A 14919-nucleotide genomic window follows, 5' to 3' on the forward strand; every position below is an offset into this window, starting at 1 on the left:
CCCCACTGTTGTACGGATCACATGTGGTTACGGCGTGACCTTCTCGATCACGACGCTGCCGGTGCCCGCCGCGGTGCCCCTGGCGTTCACCAGCTGGACCTCGCCGAAGAACTGCCGGCCCTCGGGGGCCGCACCGGCGACCGAGACCTCGGCGTCGACCTGGGCCGATGCGCCGGAGGCCAGGTTCACGGCCTTCGACTCGTCGACGGAGATCGTGCCGAGCGACGCCGAGTAGTACACGTCGCGGTAGTCGTACTCGGTGGTGCCGGCGGGGACGTCGTAGCCCTCGACGACGACCGTGTACGTACCGGCGGCGGGCTTCACCAGACTGACCGACTCCTCGGAGCCCGCCGTGGTGGAGGCGCCCACCTGGGTCGTGCCCTGGTAGACGTACAGGTCCAGGTCGGCGTTGGCGTCCGCCGTGGAGCCGATGGCGACGTCCAGCTTCTCGACGCCCTCACCGATGGTGACCGTGCTGGTCTGCTCGTCACCCGTGCCGATCGACGGCCGGTCGACCTTGGCCGAGCCCAGCGAGCCGCCCTTGAGCCTGCCCTCCAGCTCGCCCGCGTTGTTGGTGACCGTCCAGTCCACCGAGGCCGGGGTGCCGATCTTCGCCTCGGCGATGGTCTGCACCGCCGGGTCGAAGGTGGCGCCGAGCAGCGAGACATCCAGCTTGTACGGGTTGTCCAGCAGCGGCGACGTGCGCCGGGCCTCGACCTCGATCTCCCAGACACCGGCCTGCGGGTCGGCGTACGAGCGCACGTCGGGGCGGCAGGTGTTGGCCGGGTTGTCGTAGTTCGGGTAGCAGAACGGCGTCCCGCTGTCCTCCACCGCGACCCCGTACGGGTGGATGGAGATGAAGCGGGTCTGGCTGCCCGAGCGCAGCGCGCTCATCGCGACCTCAAGGGTCTTGGCGCCCTCCGGCACGTTCACGAAGTACGACGTGGTGCCGTTGCGCTGCACCGAGCCGGACGCCTTGTACGCGTAGCCCGGCTTCACCAGGTCCTTGGAGACGACGACGGTGGCCAGGATCTGCTGGTCGATCCCGGAGGTCTTCGCGTCGTCGACCTGAAGGATCGCGCTGTGCACGCCGGCACTGCCCGGCTTCGCCTGGACCTTGACCGTCACCGGCTTGCCGAGCGGCAGCGAGACGGTCTTCGAGCCGGTCAGCTTGAAGGTGCCGTCGTTGTACTTCCAGGACAGCTTGTGCTTGACGTTCCTGTCCGGGCCCGTGGTGCGGGTGACCGTGACGTCGTACGACTTCTTCTGGCCGGTCTTGAGGCCGCCCTCGCGGTCGTAGAGGCCGGTGCCGAAGCCCGGGGTCTTCAGCGCGTCGTCGATCGCGGTGTCGACGGGGGCCTTGACCGTGTACTCGTGCGCCGGGGCGCCCTTCTTCGCGATCTGCTTCCAGGCGCCGATGATGTCGATCAGACCGGCACCCTGGGCGTGCGCGGGCACTCCCTTGATCTGGGTGGCGGTGCTGGTCAGCGCGGTGCGCAGATCGGCCGGGGGCAGCTCGATGTGCTTCTGCTTCGCGGCGGACAGCAGCAGCGCGGTGGCGCCGGCGGCCTGCGGCGAGGCCATCGACGTGCCCTGGAGCATGGAGTAACCGGCCGGGAGCGAGTAGCCCGCCTCGGCGACCGGCGAACCGGGCAGCCAGGTCTGCGTCGAGTTGATCGACGCGCCGGGCGCCGTCAGCGTCGGCGTGAAGCCGCCGTCCTCACGCGGACCGCGCGAGGAGAACGGCAGCATGTCGTACTTCTTGGTGACGGCGGAGCCGTAGTTCGCGGCCCAGGTCTCCTTGGAGATGGACGCACCGACCGAGATGACGTGGTCGGCCAGGCCGGGGTCACCGATGGTGTTGACGCCCGGACCGTCGTTGCCGGCCGAGATGACCAGCTGGACGCCGTAGATGTCGACGAGCCGCTTGTACAGCTCGGCGCGGGCGTTGTTGCCGTCGTTCAACGGCGGCAGACCGCCGATCGACATGTTGACGACATCGACACCGCGGTTCACGACGAGGTCGATCATGCCCTCGGTGAGCGCGATGTTGGTGCAGCCGCCCGACCAGGTGCAGGCGCGCGATGAGACGATCTTCGCGCCGGGCGCCGCACCGTTCATCTTGCCGCCGAACAGGCCGTTCGCGGCGGTGATGCCCGCGACGTGCGTGCCGTGCTCGGACTCGATGACCCCGATGGAGACGTAGTCGGAGGTGTCCCCGGCCGCGTTGTACTCCACGTCCTTGCGGGTCTCCACGACGAACGGGATGCGCTCGGCCACGTCGGTGCGCGGGTCGTCCTTGCCGAAGTAGGAGACCTGGTGCTTCTCCTTGTACGGCTTCAGGACGGCGTCGTCGGAGAAGTCGGCGTTGTTGTTCAGGTCCACCCGGGTGGTGCCGGTGACCGGGTCGTACAGCACGGCCCACACATCGGTGGTGTCACCGTCGCGGTTCAGGTCGCCCGCCATGTCGCCGCCCTTGGTGGCGGACTCGGCGAACAGGCTGATTCTGTACGAGCCCTTGGGCGCCGAGTACGTGCGGCCCTTGTAGGTGAACGTCGGGCCGGACACGGCGTCCGTCATCCGCAGCCAGGTGCCGTCGCCGTCACTGACCGGGTCGGTGGCCGTCACCCAGTCGGTGATCTTGCGCTCGCCGGTGCTGGTCTTCTGCAGGGCGGGGTGGCCGAGGTCGACGCCCGCGTCCAGGATGCCGATGGTCACGCCCCGGCCGTCGGCCTTCGGGTGCTGCTTGACGAAGTCGACCGCACCCGTCTCGAACGACGGGTTGTACGGGTTCTTCGCCGGAGTCTTCTTGCCCGGCGCCGCGTAGCTGCCCGTCGACTTCACCTTGGCCTTGCTGCCGGTCGCCCGGTCGGCCGCGGGAGTCGGGTCGTCCAGCATGATCTCCTGCTTGAGATCGATGCCGTGGACGGAGGTCAGCTTCGACGCCGCCTTGATGGTGGCCTCGGCGCTCGCGGTCGGCACGGTCGCCCGTACGTAGCCGAGCTTGTCGTACGCACGCCCCAGCACGGAGCCCTTGACGGCGCCCAGTTGCTTGCTGACCTGCTCGGTGGAGCCGGGGGCGGTGGCGACCATCATGGTGATGTTCTTCTCGCCCTTGGCCCTGGCCTTGGCGAGCACACTGGCGTCGGCCGTGCCGAGCTTGTCCGCCTGGGCGTCGCCCGAGGCGGCCTTGACGGGGGCGGTGGCCGGATCGTCGGCGGCGAAGACGGGGGCGACGCCGGTGGCGGCCAGTGCGGCCACCAGGCCGGCGGCGGCCGCGACTCGGGCCACGCGTCTCGCTCCGGGTATGTAACCGGGGGATTCGGAGGTCATCAGCATCCCTGTATGTGAAAGAGAGAGTCCGGAAATCGGTACCGGATGACCGCTCACCCTTTCGTAAATGACAGGGGTTTGTGGAGAGTTGTGGGGGGCGAGTTGTGTACATGGCGGAATTCCGCCACCGGGGCCCAAGCGTCACGCGGGACGAAAGGGCGGTTACGTGGCGATCCTGTGCCGCCGCCCTCCTCCGGGCCCTGCCGCGGCTCCGCACCGGTGCGCCTCATCGCGGCAGGATCACCACGTACGCGGCCGGTTCACGGTCGGCCGCCGCCATCAACGCCGTCCGCACCACGACCGCCTGCTGTTCCGGAGCGTCACGGAGCTTCTTCGGGGAGAGGTGGACGACGGTGATCCCCAGCCGCTCCAGGTGCTCGCGCCGGGCCGCGTACGCGGACCACTCGGCCTCGTGCTCCTCCTGCCGGCGGTCGTCGTCGAGCCGGCTGTACCGCGGGGCCCTGGTGTCCAGTTCGAGCGCGACGGCCTCCTCGGGCCAGTAGGCGTCGACCCCGCCCAGATGCGGCCCGCCGGGCAGCCGCAGGTCCACGTTCCACAGCGGTTCGGCAAGTCCGTACGCCCGCACCAGGCCGTACAGCCGGTCCTCCGCCAGCGTCCGGCCCTCGGCGAGGAGCGAGTCCACCGCGTTCACCACCTGGGGGCGGCCGAGCACCTTGGCGCGGTTCAGCTCGCCGACCACGACGGCCGGTTCGCAGTGGCCGCCCCGGACCGCCTCGGTGAGCAGCCGCCGAACGGCGAAGGCGTCGGCGAGCCCGGCGACGGCGTTGGCCAGCGCGCGGGCCGCCGGGGCCACCGGCACCCCGTCCAGCAGCTCGGGCTCCGGCAGCTCCGACGTCCGCACCGGACGGACGAAGCGGACCGGCCGCAGCCGGCGGACCCGCGGCACCAGTACGTCGACGCGGTCCAGGGCGACGGCGGGCGGCGCGGCGGCGAACCCGTGCAGCGAGAGCGCGGCGAGTCCGGTGACCATCGCCTCGCCGTACGCGGGGTCGGTGCCGGTGGTCTTCTGCGCAGGCACCGACCGCCGGGCGGAGACCGGTGGCCGCCCCGCGTACAGCAGAGCGGACCGCAGCCGCTCCCGGCCACTGAGCGGCCCCGGGTGCAGCGCATAGACGCCGGGCAGCGGCTGCTGCCAGGGACCACCGTCCCGGCACTGTCCGGCGGCCTGCGCGGTGGAGACGCCACGGGCCTTCAACTGGGCGGCGGACAGCACGCGTTGCCGCACATCGGAGGTGATGTGGAGGTGGCACGGGGAGAGCGGGGTGTTCTGGGTCATGCTCCGGGGTATCCCGCCCGGGGACGGGGCCGTAACCCCTGTTACAGGCCCGTCGACATTCCAGGACAACACCGTCCTAAAGTACGGGCGTTCGACTGCCGAAAAGACCCGGCCCGCCGGGGATTATGAACCCCGGAAGGGGGCGCACCCGTCCCACCGGGCGCCCCACCCCACGCCCCACCGAATCCAGCCCGCCCGCGCCCCACCCCACGCCCCACCGAATCCAGCCCGCCCGCGCCGAACCCAGGCCGTCCGCGCCACATCCAGCCCGTCCGGCGTTTGAGGACGGAACCCTCGCCGAGGTGCCGGGCACCACGACGAGGGCCTCACACCGGACGGACCGGGCAGCGCGGGCAGGGACTCAGACGGCTCCGCCGTCACACACCTGCGCCCGCAGCCCCCGGTCGAGGTCGTCCCGGGCCTCCAGCACCAGCCGGCGCAACGCCGGCGCAGCCGCCTCGTGCCCGGAGAGCCACGCGTCCGCCGCGGCCAGCGTCGAAGCGTCGCCCTGGAGCGCCGGGAACAGGCCCTTCACCACGGCCATCCCGATCTGGATCGACCGCTCGGCCCAGACCCGCTCGATGACCTCGAAGTACCGGTCCGCGTACGGCGCCAGCAGCTCCCGCTGGGAGGGCTGCGCGAAGCCCAGGATGGTGGCCTCCACCAGCGCGTTGGACAGGGCGTCCGACTCCACGACGCCCGCCCAGGCCTGCGCCTTGACCGCCGCCGACGGCCGCGAGGCCAGGCAGCGCACGTGATGCCGCTTGCCGGACGCCGTGTCGTCGCGGGCCAGCTCGGCGTCGACCGCCGACTCGTCGGCCAGACCGTGCGAGGCCAGCGGGGACAGGAACGCCCACCGCAGCTCCTGGTCGACGTCGAGCCCGTCGATCCGCGCCGAACCGTCGAGCAGCCCCGACAGCAGCTGGAAGTCCGGCTTCGAAGCGGCGACCGCGGCGAAGAACCGGGCCCAGGCCAGCTGGTGCTCACTGCCCGGCGCCGCGAGCCGCAGCTCGCGCAGCGCGCCCTCGGCCAGCGCACGGCCGCCCTCCTCGCGCCAGTCGGGCGCCGCGTAGTGCACCAGCGCGGTCCGGGTCCAGGTGTGCAGCATCTGCAGCACACCGATGTCCGTCTCCCGGCCGGAGAAGTCCAGCACCAGCGAGAGGAAGTCGCGGGCCGGCATCAGCCCGTCCCGGGTCATGTTCCACAGCGCGGACCAGCACAGCGCTCGGGCGAGCGGATCCGTGAGGTCACCGAGGTGCGAGCGCAGCGTGGCCAGCGACACCTCGTCGAAGCGGACCTTGCAGTACGTCAGGTCGTCGTCGTTGACCAGGATCAGCTCGGGCCGCTCGGCCCCGGCCAGCTCCCCGATCACCGTGCGCGGCCCCGCCACATCCGCCTCGGCCCGTGCGTAACGCACCAGGTCACCGTCGGCGGCGCGCCGGTACAGGCCGACCGCGACGCGGTGCGGGCGCAGCTCCGGGTGCGATTCGGCCGCCTCCTGGAGGACCGCGAGCTCGGTGATCCGGTCCGCGGCGTCGTACGTCACCAGCGGGGTCAGCGAGTTGACGCCCGCCGTCTGGAGCCAGGAGCGCGACCAGCCGGTCATGTCCCGGCCGGACGTCTCGGCCAGCACCGACAGCAGATCGCCCAGCTGTGTGTTGCCGTACGCGTGCTTCTTGAAGTAGCGCCTGGCACCCTCCAGGAACGCGTCCCGCCCCACGTACGCCACCAGCTGCTTCAGCACCGAGGCGCCCTTGGCGTAGGTGATGCCGTCGAAGTTGAGCTTGGCGTCCTCCAGGTCACGGATGTCGGCCGTGATCGGGTGGGTGGACGGCAGCTGGTCGGCGCGGTAGGCCCAGGACTTGCGGTTGTTGGCGAAGGTGATCCAGCCGTCCTCGAACCGGGTCGACTCCACCATCGCGAAGACGCCCATGAAGTCGGCGAACGACTCCTTGAGCCACAGGTCGTCCCACCACTGCATGGTGACGAGGTCGCCGAACCACATGTGCGCCATCTCGTGCAGGATGACGTTGGCCCGGCCCTCGTAGGCAGCCTGCGTCACCTTCCCGCGGAAGATGTACTCCTCGCGGAACGTGACACAGCCCGGGTTCTCCATCGCGCCGAGGTTGTACTCGGGCACGAACGCCTGGTCGTACTTCCCGAACGGGTACGGGTAGTCGAAGTTGTCGTGGAAGAAGTCCAGGCCCTGCTTGGTGATCAGGAAGACGTCGTCGGCGTCGAAGTGCTTGGCCAGCCCCTTGCGGCACAGCGCGCCGAGCGGGATCTCCAGCGTCGTGCCGTCATTGAGCGTACGGGTGTAGGAGTCGGTCACGTAGTGGTACGGACCGGCCACGACCGCCGTGATGTACGTGGAGATCGGCTTCGTCTCGGCGAACCGCCACACGCCGCCGTCCCGGGACTCCTCGGCCCCGTTGCTCCAGACCGTCCACGCCTCGGGGGCCGTCACCCGGAAGCGGAAGGGAGCCTTGAGGTCGGGCTGCTCGAAGTTGGCGAAGACCCGCCGCGAGTCCGCCGGCTCGTACTGCGTGTAGAGGTAGACCTCGCCGTCCTCCGGGTCGACGAAGCGGTGCATCCCCTCACCGGTGCGGCTGTACGCGCACTGCGCGTCCACCACCAGGACGTGCTCGCCCTCCGCCAGGTCCGCCAGCGTCACCCGGGTCCCGTCGAAGACGGCCGCCGGGTCCAGGGCCGTGCCGTCCAGCGTCACCGCGTTCACGGCGGGCGCGATCAGATCGGCGAAGGTCGACGCACCGCCGCGCGCCGAGCGGAACCGGATCGTGGTCACCGAGCGGAACGTCCGCGGACCGGACTCCGGGCCGCCGTCCCCGTCGGGCTCACCGAGGGCGGACCGGACGTCGAGCTCGACGTCGTAACCGTCGACGGTCAGCAGCTCGGCCCGCTCGCGGGCCTCGTCGCGGGACAGGTTTTCACCGGGCACGGGCACACTCCTTTGTGTCACGTTCGAATACTTTGATCCTCCCATGCCGCTTCCCGGCGGGGCATGCGGGAATGGCCGGAGCGTCCCTCGGTGTTCTCGCGCACAGATGGAGATCGGTCCGCCTGAGGAGAGACATGTCTGAGAACAGCACGGCAACCGGCAAGACCCCCGCCGATTTCTGGTTCGACCCGCTCTGCCCGTGGGCCTGGATGACCTCCCGCTGGATGCTGGAGGTGGAGAAGGTCCGCGACGTCGAGGTCCGCTGGCACGTGATGAGCCTGGCCGTACTCAACGAGCCCCGGCTGGACGAGCTGCCCGAGGAGTACCGCGACCTGCTGGAGAACAAGGCCTGGGGACCGGTCCGCGTGGTGATCGCCGCCCAGCAGAAGCACGGCGACGACATCGTCGGCCCGCTCTACACGGCGCTCGGCACCCGCTTCCACAACAAGGGCGAGGGCCCGACCCGCGAGGCGATCGTGGGCGCGCTGGAGGACGTCGGCCTGCCCGTCGAGCTCGCGGAGTACGCCGACTCGGACGCGTACGACACCGAGCTGCGCGCCTCCCACCAGGAGGGCATCGACAAGGTCGGCCAGGACGTCGGCACGCCCGTCATCGCCGTGCCCGGCGCGGACGGCGAGCAGGTCGCCTTCTTCGGCCCGGTCGTCACCCCCGCCCCGAAGGGCGAGGAGGCGGCGAAGCTGTGGGACGGCACACTGCTCGTCGCGTCGATCCCGGGCTTCTACGAGATCAAGCGGACCCGGACCGCCGGCCCGAACTTCGAGTGACCGCGCGTGCGGGCTCCGTGATGCCATGGAGCCCGCACCCGGCCGTCTCAGCCGTACAGCGCGAGCGAAACGGAGAATCCGGATGAAGGTACGTCCCGGACGGCCTTCAGAAGCCGCGGACCTGACCGAACTGGCCCTGCGCTCCAAGGCGTACTGGGGATACGACGAGGCGTTCCTCGCCGCCTGCCGTGACGAACTCACCATGTCCCCCGGCGACATCGGCCCCCGGCGGACCGCGGTCGCCGAGGAGGAGGACGGCCGGGTCCTCGGCTTCACCACGCTGGAGGGGGCGCCGCCCGCCGGAGTGCTCGGCATGATGTTCGCCGAGCCGGACGCGGTCGGACGCGGGGTGGGCCGGCTGCTCTTCGGGCACGTCGTCTCCGAGGCCCGCCGGCTCGGCTTCGTCCGCTTCACGATCGACGCGGACCCCAACGCCGAGCCCTTCTACCGCGCCATGGGCGCGGTACGCATCGGCGCGACGCCCTCCGGATCGATCCCGGGCCGCGAGCTGCCGCTGCTGGAGTTCACACTCACGTCACGCTGAGCCCTTGCCGCAGGCTCGAACTCTCGTTCATGATCTGCGGCATGCCAGCCGCCGTCCCGACGGACGTGAACCCGGACCCCGGACCGCGCCTGCCGCGACAGGTCCGGACCGGATACGGGCTCGGCCCGCTGTGCACCGGCACGTTCGCGGCGTCCTGGCTGTGCCGGCCGCCGACCATGCTCCCGGCACCCTCGCCGCGTGCTGCCCGCCGCGGGCCCCCGGCTGCTGCGCCGCTGCCGAGACCCACTTCAGGAAGAGCCCGCCCATGCCGGCCGAACCCGCACCCGCCGTCCCCGCCGCCGACGTACTCGCCGAACTGGGCGCCCTGCGCGGCGCCGACGCGCCCACCCGCGGCGGCCGGACCTTCGCCTACGTCTACGACGCCGGCCTGGAAGGCCTCGACGAGCTGGCAGCCGCCGCGTACTCGGCGTACGCGACCGTGAACGGACTCGACCCCACGGTCTTCCCGAGCGTCGCCCGGCTGGAGAACGACGTGGTGGGCGCGGCCGTCGCGCTGCTGGGCCGGCCCGGCGCACAGGGCACCTTCACCAGCGGCGGCACGGAGTCGATCCTGCTGGCGGTGAAGACCGCCCGCGACCACGCGAAGGCCGAACGCGGGGTGACCGACCCCCAGTTGGTGCTGCCGTCCACCGCACACGCGGCCTTCCACAAGGCGGCCGCCTATCTGGGCCTGGAGCCGGTCGTGGTGCCCGTCGACCGGTCCACCTACCGGGCCGACGCCGCCGCCACGGCCGCCGCGATCACCCCGCGCACCGCTCTCGTGGTCGCCTCGGCCCCCTCGTACGCCCACGGTGTCATCGACCCGGTCCCCGAGATCGCCGCAACCGCCGCCGAGCGGGGTGTCCTGTGTCATGTGGACGCCTGCATCGGCGGCTGGCTCCTGCCTCATCTGCGGCGCGCGGGACGGGAGATACCGCCGTTCGACCTCTCCGTGCCCGGTGTCACCTCGCTCTCCGTGGACCTGCACAAATACGGGTACGCCGACAAGGGCGCTTCCGTGGTGCTCTACCGGGACGCGGAGCTCCGCCGCCACCAGTACTTCGCCCACGCCGGCTGGCCCGGCTACCCGGTCGTCAACCCGACGGTCCAGGGCACCAAGTCGGCCGGGCTGCTGGCCCAGGCGTGGGCGGTGCTCCGGTACGTCGGCGAGGACGGCTACACCGCACTGGCGGGCCGGGTTGCCGAGGCCTCCGACCGGCTGCTCGCGGGGCTGCGCGCGACGGCGGACGTACGGGTGCTCGGCGCCCCCGCCGCGGGGCTCGTCGCCTTCACGGCCGTGGACCCGGCGGACGGCGCCCCGAGCCTGGGCCTGCTGCTGCACCTGGCGGACGAGATGCGCGAGCGCGGCTGGTACCTCCAGCCGCAGCTGTCGTTCGACGGGCTGCCGCCCAACCTCCACCTCACCCTGACCCCGGCCACGGTCGGCCAGGTCGACGCCCTGCTCACCGACCTCGCCGCGGCACTGGACACGGCCCGCGCACTGCCCCCGGTCACAGCCGACCCCGCCCTCGCCGAACTCGCCGCCGGGCTCGACCCGTCGAAGCTCGGCCCGGACGAGATCGAGGCGGTCCTGGCCTTCGCGGGCCTCACCGGCGAGGGCGGCCTGCCGGCCCGGATGGCCCCGGTCCTGATCCTGCTGGACGCCCTGCCGGGCCCGCTGAAGGAACGGCTGCTCGCGGAGTTCGTGGGGTCGGTGTTCCGGATCTGACGGGTCGGCTCAGCCGGGGCCGAAGTCCTGGTCCTCGTCGAAGTCGCCCAGGTGCAGCGGCGGGCGGGGGAGCGGGGTGGCTCCGGCGAGGACCGGGGGGAGCAGCCTGCCCATCCTCCTCGGCCTGACGGTCTCCGATGTGGTGCGCAGCTCGTCCACCGTCCACCAGTGGTGCCCGTACCTGGCCTCCTCGGTGTCCACCCGCATACCCGACACCTCCGCGGCCGTGACCCGGGCCCGGCGGTACTCCTCGTACTGGTCGTAGTGCCGGCCGTCCACGCTGAACAGCGTCTTCCGGGTCCAGACGACCGGGCCCAGCCGGGCGGCCGGCAGCTCCAGCGCGGTCTCCTCCCGCACCTCGCGCAGCGCCGCCCCGGCATAGTCCTCCCCGGCCTCCACCCCGCCGCCGACCGTGAACCACCAACGCGCACCCGCGCGGCGCGGATCGCGGCCGCACAGCAACAGCAGCCGGTCGTGCTCGTCGAACAGCAGGACCCGGGACGTGCACCGCTTCCGTATCGCCATGGGCCGGGACCCTACCCACGGCCAAAGGGACGGGTCTGCGCCCCGTCCGGTTCAGGCGTAGAAGTCGCGCTGCCACCGGTGCCCGGCCAGCACGGTGAGCTGGTCCGCGGTGAGCGGGCGGCCGTCGCTCAGCGCGGTGTTGCGCTCCACGTTGCGCACGCTGCGCATGCCCGGGATGACGGTGGAGACCGCGGGCGAACTCAGCACGAACCGCAGCGCGTGCTCCGCGACGGCGTCCGGCTCGATGCCCAGGTCGGCGACGATCGCCGCCACCCGGCGCTCGACCTGGGCCGGCCGGTCGCCGCGGAAGTAGCGGTTGCGCCAGTCGCCTTCGGGGAACGTGGTGCCGGCGGTGATCCGGCCGGTCAGCCCGCCCTCGTCCAGGGCCACCCGGACGATGACCCCGACACCGTGCTCCTCGCAGGCGGGCAGCAGTTCGTCGGCCGGTGACTGGTCGAACACGTTGTAGATGACCTGGACGCTGTCCACCGCGCCGCTGCGGACCAGCGCGAGCGCGCTCTCGGGCCGATGGTCGTTGACGGAGACCCCGAACAGCCGGATCTTCCCCTCCCGCTTCAGCTCGGCGACCGTCTCCAGCCAGTCCCCGCGCCCCACCCACTCGTCGCTCCAGACGTGGAACTGGAACACGTCGAAGTGGTCGAGCCCGGAGGCCCGCAGACTGGTCTCCAGGCTCGTACGGATGTAGTCGCCCGGGAACGCCTGCGCCGGGTCCGTACCGTCCGCCGGGGGCCACACCCCGTTCTTCGGCGGCACCTTGGTCGCGACCAGCACCTCGTCACCGGCCCGCTCCCGCACGACCCTTCCGACGATGCGCTCGCTCTCGCCGTAGCCGCGCGCGGTGTCGATGAAGTTCACGCCGAGGTCGACGGCCCGGTTGAGGGCGCGCACGGATTCGTCCTCCGTGGCACCCACCCAGCTGGACTCGCCGATGCCCCAGGCGCCGTAGCCGATCTCGGACACCCGCATCCCACTGCGACCCAGCTCGCGACAGCGCACAATCACCCTCCACGTCGTGGTCCCCGTACCGGCAGATCAGGTCGACGATAGGCCACTTGAGCTCTGCGGTCAGGTGGGTTTCGCGGCGTGCGGGGCAGGGGCGGGCCCGTGCGGTGGCGGGGCGGGACCCTCAGGGGGCGACCGGGCTCTGGATCATGACCGGGTCGCCGACGCTGACCGAGCCCTCGCAGACCACCGCGTTCTTCACGCCGAAGCTGACCTTGTTCCCGTACTCCGCCTCGCGCCGGTACGTCGCCAGGGTCCGTACCGGTTCCGGCCCCCGGCGGCGGCCGGTGATCTGGTCGACGAGCGGGACGTTGCACCGCATCGCCCGTGCCGAGTGGGCGAGTTCGACGGAGCCCATGGTCATCCGGCGCACCCGGTCCTCGAAGTGCGGTTCGTCGTTGCCCGTCAGGACGATGTTGGGGCGGAAACGGTCCATCGGCACGGCGTCGGCGTCGCCCCGCGCGGTGATCCGGGCGTTGAGGTCGTCCAGCGAGGCGGTGGAGGTGACCAGCACCGCGTGCGCGTCGGCGAAGTTGACCTTGCCGGGGGTCTCGCCCCAGCCGTCCCGGTCGAATCCGGGCACCGCCCGCACCAGCCGGGACGCGACCCCGAGTGCGTCGGAGAACCACTCCGCGGCTGTGTCCCCCTGGTCGACGGCCGGGCCGAGAGGATGGTCGAACATGCTGACGTCGCGGCGCGGGCCGTCCAGGGTGACTGCCAGCCGCAGGGGCTCGACGCCCTCGGCACAGAGCTCCAGCGCCGCCCCGGAGTCCAGCACAGCGACCTTGACCGCGGCCATCGCGGGGTGCGTGCGCTGGCTGCGGAACGCGCCCTCCGCGGCGTCCACGACCATGAACGTCCGGTCGTGATCGAGGCCGGTCCCGATGACCCGCGCGGAGTCGACCGAGGTGCCCGCGCAGCCCTTGACCGGGTAGTACACCAGCTCTCGGACGGTGATCGTCATGATGCCCTCTCCCGGGGATACGCCGTTGGCGACCATCATCGCATTCGGTCGGCATGATGTAAGTTCCTTTGGGGAACTTACATCGTCCAAGAGGGGAACGGGAAGGGGAACATGCCGTGACGCAGGCACGCTGGGCCGAGGTCGACGCGTACTTCAACGCTCTTCTGCTGGGCCGGGACGATGTCCTGGACGCGGCGGTGGAGGCCAGTGACAGGGCAGGGCTGCCGGCGATCCAGGTCGCCGCCAACCAGGGGAAGCTGCTGAACCTGCTGGCCCGGCTCCAGGGGGCGCGCACCGTTCTGGAGATCGGCACCCTGGGCGGATACAGCACCATCTGGCTGGCCCGCGCGCTGCCAGGGGGAGGCAGGCTCGTCACGCTCGAAGCCGATCCGGGGAGTGCCGAGGTGGCGCGCCGGAACATCGAGCGCGCCGGCCTGTCGGAGGTCGTCGAGATCCGGGTGGGCCCGGCCCTCGACACACTGCCGGAGCTCGCCGCGCAGGGGTACGGGCCGTTCGACGTCGTCTTCATCGACGCGGACAAGCCGAGCAACCCCGACTACCTGGCCTGGTCGCTGAAGCTGACCCGGCCGGGGAGCCTGATCGTCGCCGACAACGTCGTGCGCGACGGGGAGGTCGTCGACGGCGCGAGCGAGGACCCGAAGGTACGGGGGGTGCGCCGGTTCACCGAACTCGTCGCGGCCGAGCCGACCCTGACCGCGACCGCGCTGCAGACCGTCGGCAGCAAGGGGTACGACGGGCTGCTGATGGCCCTGGTCACCGGGTAGACGTCGGCCGGGCCCGGTGTGCGGGCATGGAAGGGCCCCCGCGAGTCATGTCCTCGCGGGGGCCCTTCGTTCATCCGCCTGCCGGGTGAAGGTTGAGAAGACGATCACGAGGCAGGACGTTCAGGGTGTTGCCCGGCCCCGGTTCAGGGGGCGAGCAGCAGCACGTCGGCGCGCTCCTTGGCGGCCGCGTAGCGCTTCGCCACGTCCTGCCAGTTGACGACGCGCCACATCGCCTCGATGAAGTCGACCTTCTGGTTCTTGTACTGCAGGTAGAAGGCGTGCTCCCAGGCGTCGAAGACGAGGACCGGGACCGAGCCCTGGCCCACATTGCCCTGGTGGTCGTAGACCTGCTCGACGATCAGCTTGCCGCTGACCGGCTCGTACGCGAGGACGCCCCAGCCGGAGCCCTGTGTGGTGGCAGCGGCCTTCGTCAGCTGGGACTTGAAGCCCGCGAAGGAGCCGAACGATTCGGTGATCGCGTCCGCGAGGCCGCCGACGCCGTCCGCGGCGAGGGGCTCGCCACCGCCGTCACCGGTCATGTTGTGCCAGTAGATCGAGTGCAGGATGTGGCCGGACAGGTGGAACGCGAGGTTCTTCTGGAGCCCGTTGATCGCCCCCCAGGCCTCCTTGTCGCGCGCCTCCTCCAACTGCTCCAGGGTGTCGTTCGCGCCCTTCACGTACGCGGCGTGGTGCTTGTCGTGGTGGAGCTCGATGATCTGCGGATTGATGACCGGTTCGAGCGCCGCGTAGTCGTACGGGAGTTCCGGGAGCGTGTACGTGGCCATGGTTCGAACCCTCCAGCTGCTGTCCTGTTGTTGTTGCAATCTATATGCAAGAGCAGGCTAACAGCAGCAGTGGCTGAGGGGGGATCAGCCCTTCGGCGTAGGACTCCGGCCGCCCGCGGCGGCCCCGGGCACACGAAAACGCCGGGCGGGCCGCAGTGATCCGGCCCGCCCGGCGTTTTCGTGTGCCGGG

The 14919-nt window shown here is 71.2% G+C and carries 11 protein-coding genes; 4 read left to right on the plus strand and 7 right to left on the minus strand.

Annotation, left to right across the window (positions count from 1 at the left end):
• Positions 1-27 precede the first annotated feature (27 nt).
• From ACFVW8_RS33660 to pepN, 3 genes are all read right to left on the minus strand, one after another.
• Positions 28-3339 (minus strand): S8 family serine peptidase, encoded by a 3312-nt coding sequence (locus ACFVW8_RS33660; RefSeq protein ID WP_389696830.1) that lies wholly within the window; start codon positions 3337-3339, stop codon positions 28-30.
• Between the two features lie 220 nt (positions 3340-3559).
• On the minus strand, positions 3560-4630 hold the full coding sequence (locus ACFVW8_RS33665) for a hypothetical protein (RefSeq protein WP_389696832.1): 1071 nt from the start codon (positions 4628-4630) through the stop codon (positions 3560-3562).
• Between the two features lie 361 nt (positions 4631-4991).
• On the minus strand, positions 4992-7589 hold the full coding sequence (pepN, locus tag ACFVW8_RS33670) for an aminopeptidase N (RefSeq protein WP_389696834.1): 2598 nt from the start codon (positions 7587-7589) through the stop codon (positions 4992-4994).
• A 134-nt stretch (positions 7590-7723) separates the two neighbouring features.
• Between pepN and ACFVW8_RS33675 the strand changes: the two genes are divergently transcribed.
• The 3 genes from ACFVW8_RS33675 (at position 7724) to ACFVW8_RS33685 (ending at position 10647) form a co-directional block, all read left to right on the plus strand.
• Positions 7724-8374: a DsbA family protein gene (locus tag ACFVW8_RS33675; protein WP_389696836.1), complete on the plus strand. Its 651-nt coding sequence runs from the start codon at positions 7724-7726 to the stop codon at positions 8372-8374.
• A gap of 82 nt (positions 8375-8456) precedes the next feature.
• Positions 8457-8918, plus strand: a complete 462-nt coding sequence (locus ACFVW8_RS33680) for a GNAT family N-acetyltransferase (protein WP_389696838.1) — start codon at positions 8457-8459, stop codon at positions 8916-8918.
• 265 nt (positions 8919-9183) lie between these two features.
• Positions 9184-10647 carry a pyridoxal phosphate-dependent decarboxylase family protein gene (locus tag ACFVW8_RS33685; RefSeq protein WP_389696840.1) on the plus strand — a complete coding sequence of 488 codons (1464 nt, stop codon included), beginning with the start codon at positions 9184-9186 and terminating at the stop codon, positions 10645-10647.
• 9 nt (positions 10648-10656) lie between these two features.
• On the opposite strand, the gene ACFVW8_RS33690 is transcribed toward ACFVW8_RS33685, so the two are convergent.
• From ACFVW8_RS33690 to ACFVW8_RS33700, 3 genes are all read right to left on the minus strand, one after another.
• Positions 10657-11172: an NUDIX hydrolase gene (locus ACFVW8_RS33690; RefSeq protein WP_389696842.1), complete on the minus strand. Its 516-nt coding sequence runs from the start codon at positions 11170-11172 to the stop codon at positions 10657-10659.
• 51 nt (positions 11173-11223) lie between these two features.
• Positions 11224-12189 (minus strand): aldo/keto reductase, encoded by a 966-nt coding sequence (locus ACFVW8_RS33695; protein WP_389696844.1) that lies wholly within the window; start codon positions 12187-12189, stop codon positions 11224-11226.
• 130 nt (positions 12190-12319) lie between these two features.
• Entirely contained in the window at positions 12320-13159 is an 840-nt protein-coding gene (locus ACFVW8_RS33700) for an MOSC domain-containing protein (protein WP_389696846.1), read from the minus strand.
• 116 nt (positions 13160-13275) lie between these two features.
• On the opposite strand from ACFVW8_RS33700, the gene ACFVW8_RS33705 reads away from it, so the two are divergent.
• Positions 13276-13944 (plus strand): O-methyltransferase, encoded by a 669-nt coding sequence (locus tag ACFVW8_RS33705; protein ID WP_389696848.1) that lies wholly within the window; start codon positions 13276-13278, stop codon positions 13942-13944.
• A gap of 143 nt (positions 13945-14087) precedes the next feature.
• Here ACFVW8_RS33705 and ACFVW8_RS33710 read toward each other — a convergent pair whose 3' ends face one another.
• Entirely contained in the window at positions 14088-14729 is a 642-nt protein-coding gene (locus ACFVW8_RS33710; RefSeq protein WP_073739012.1) for a superoxide dismutase, read from the minus strand.
• Positions 14730-14919: the final 190 nt, after the last annotated feature.

Source organism: Streptomyces sp. NPDC058221, from assembly GCF_042882365.1.
Classification (GTDB): domain Bacteria; phylum Actinomycetota; class Actinomycetes; order Streptomycetales; family Streptomycetaceae; genus Streptomyces.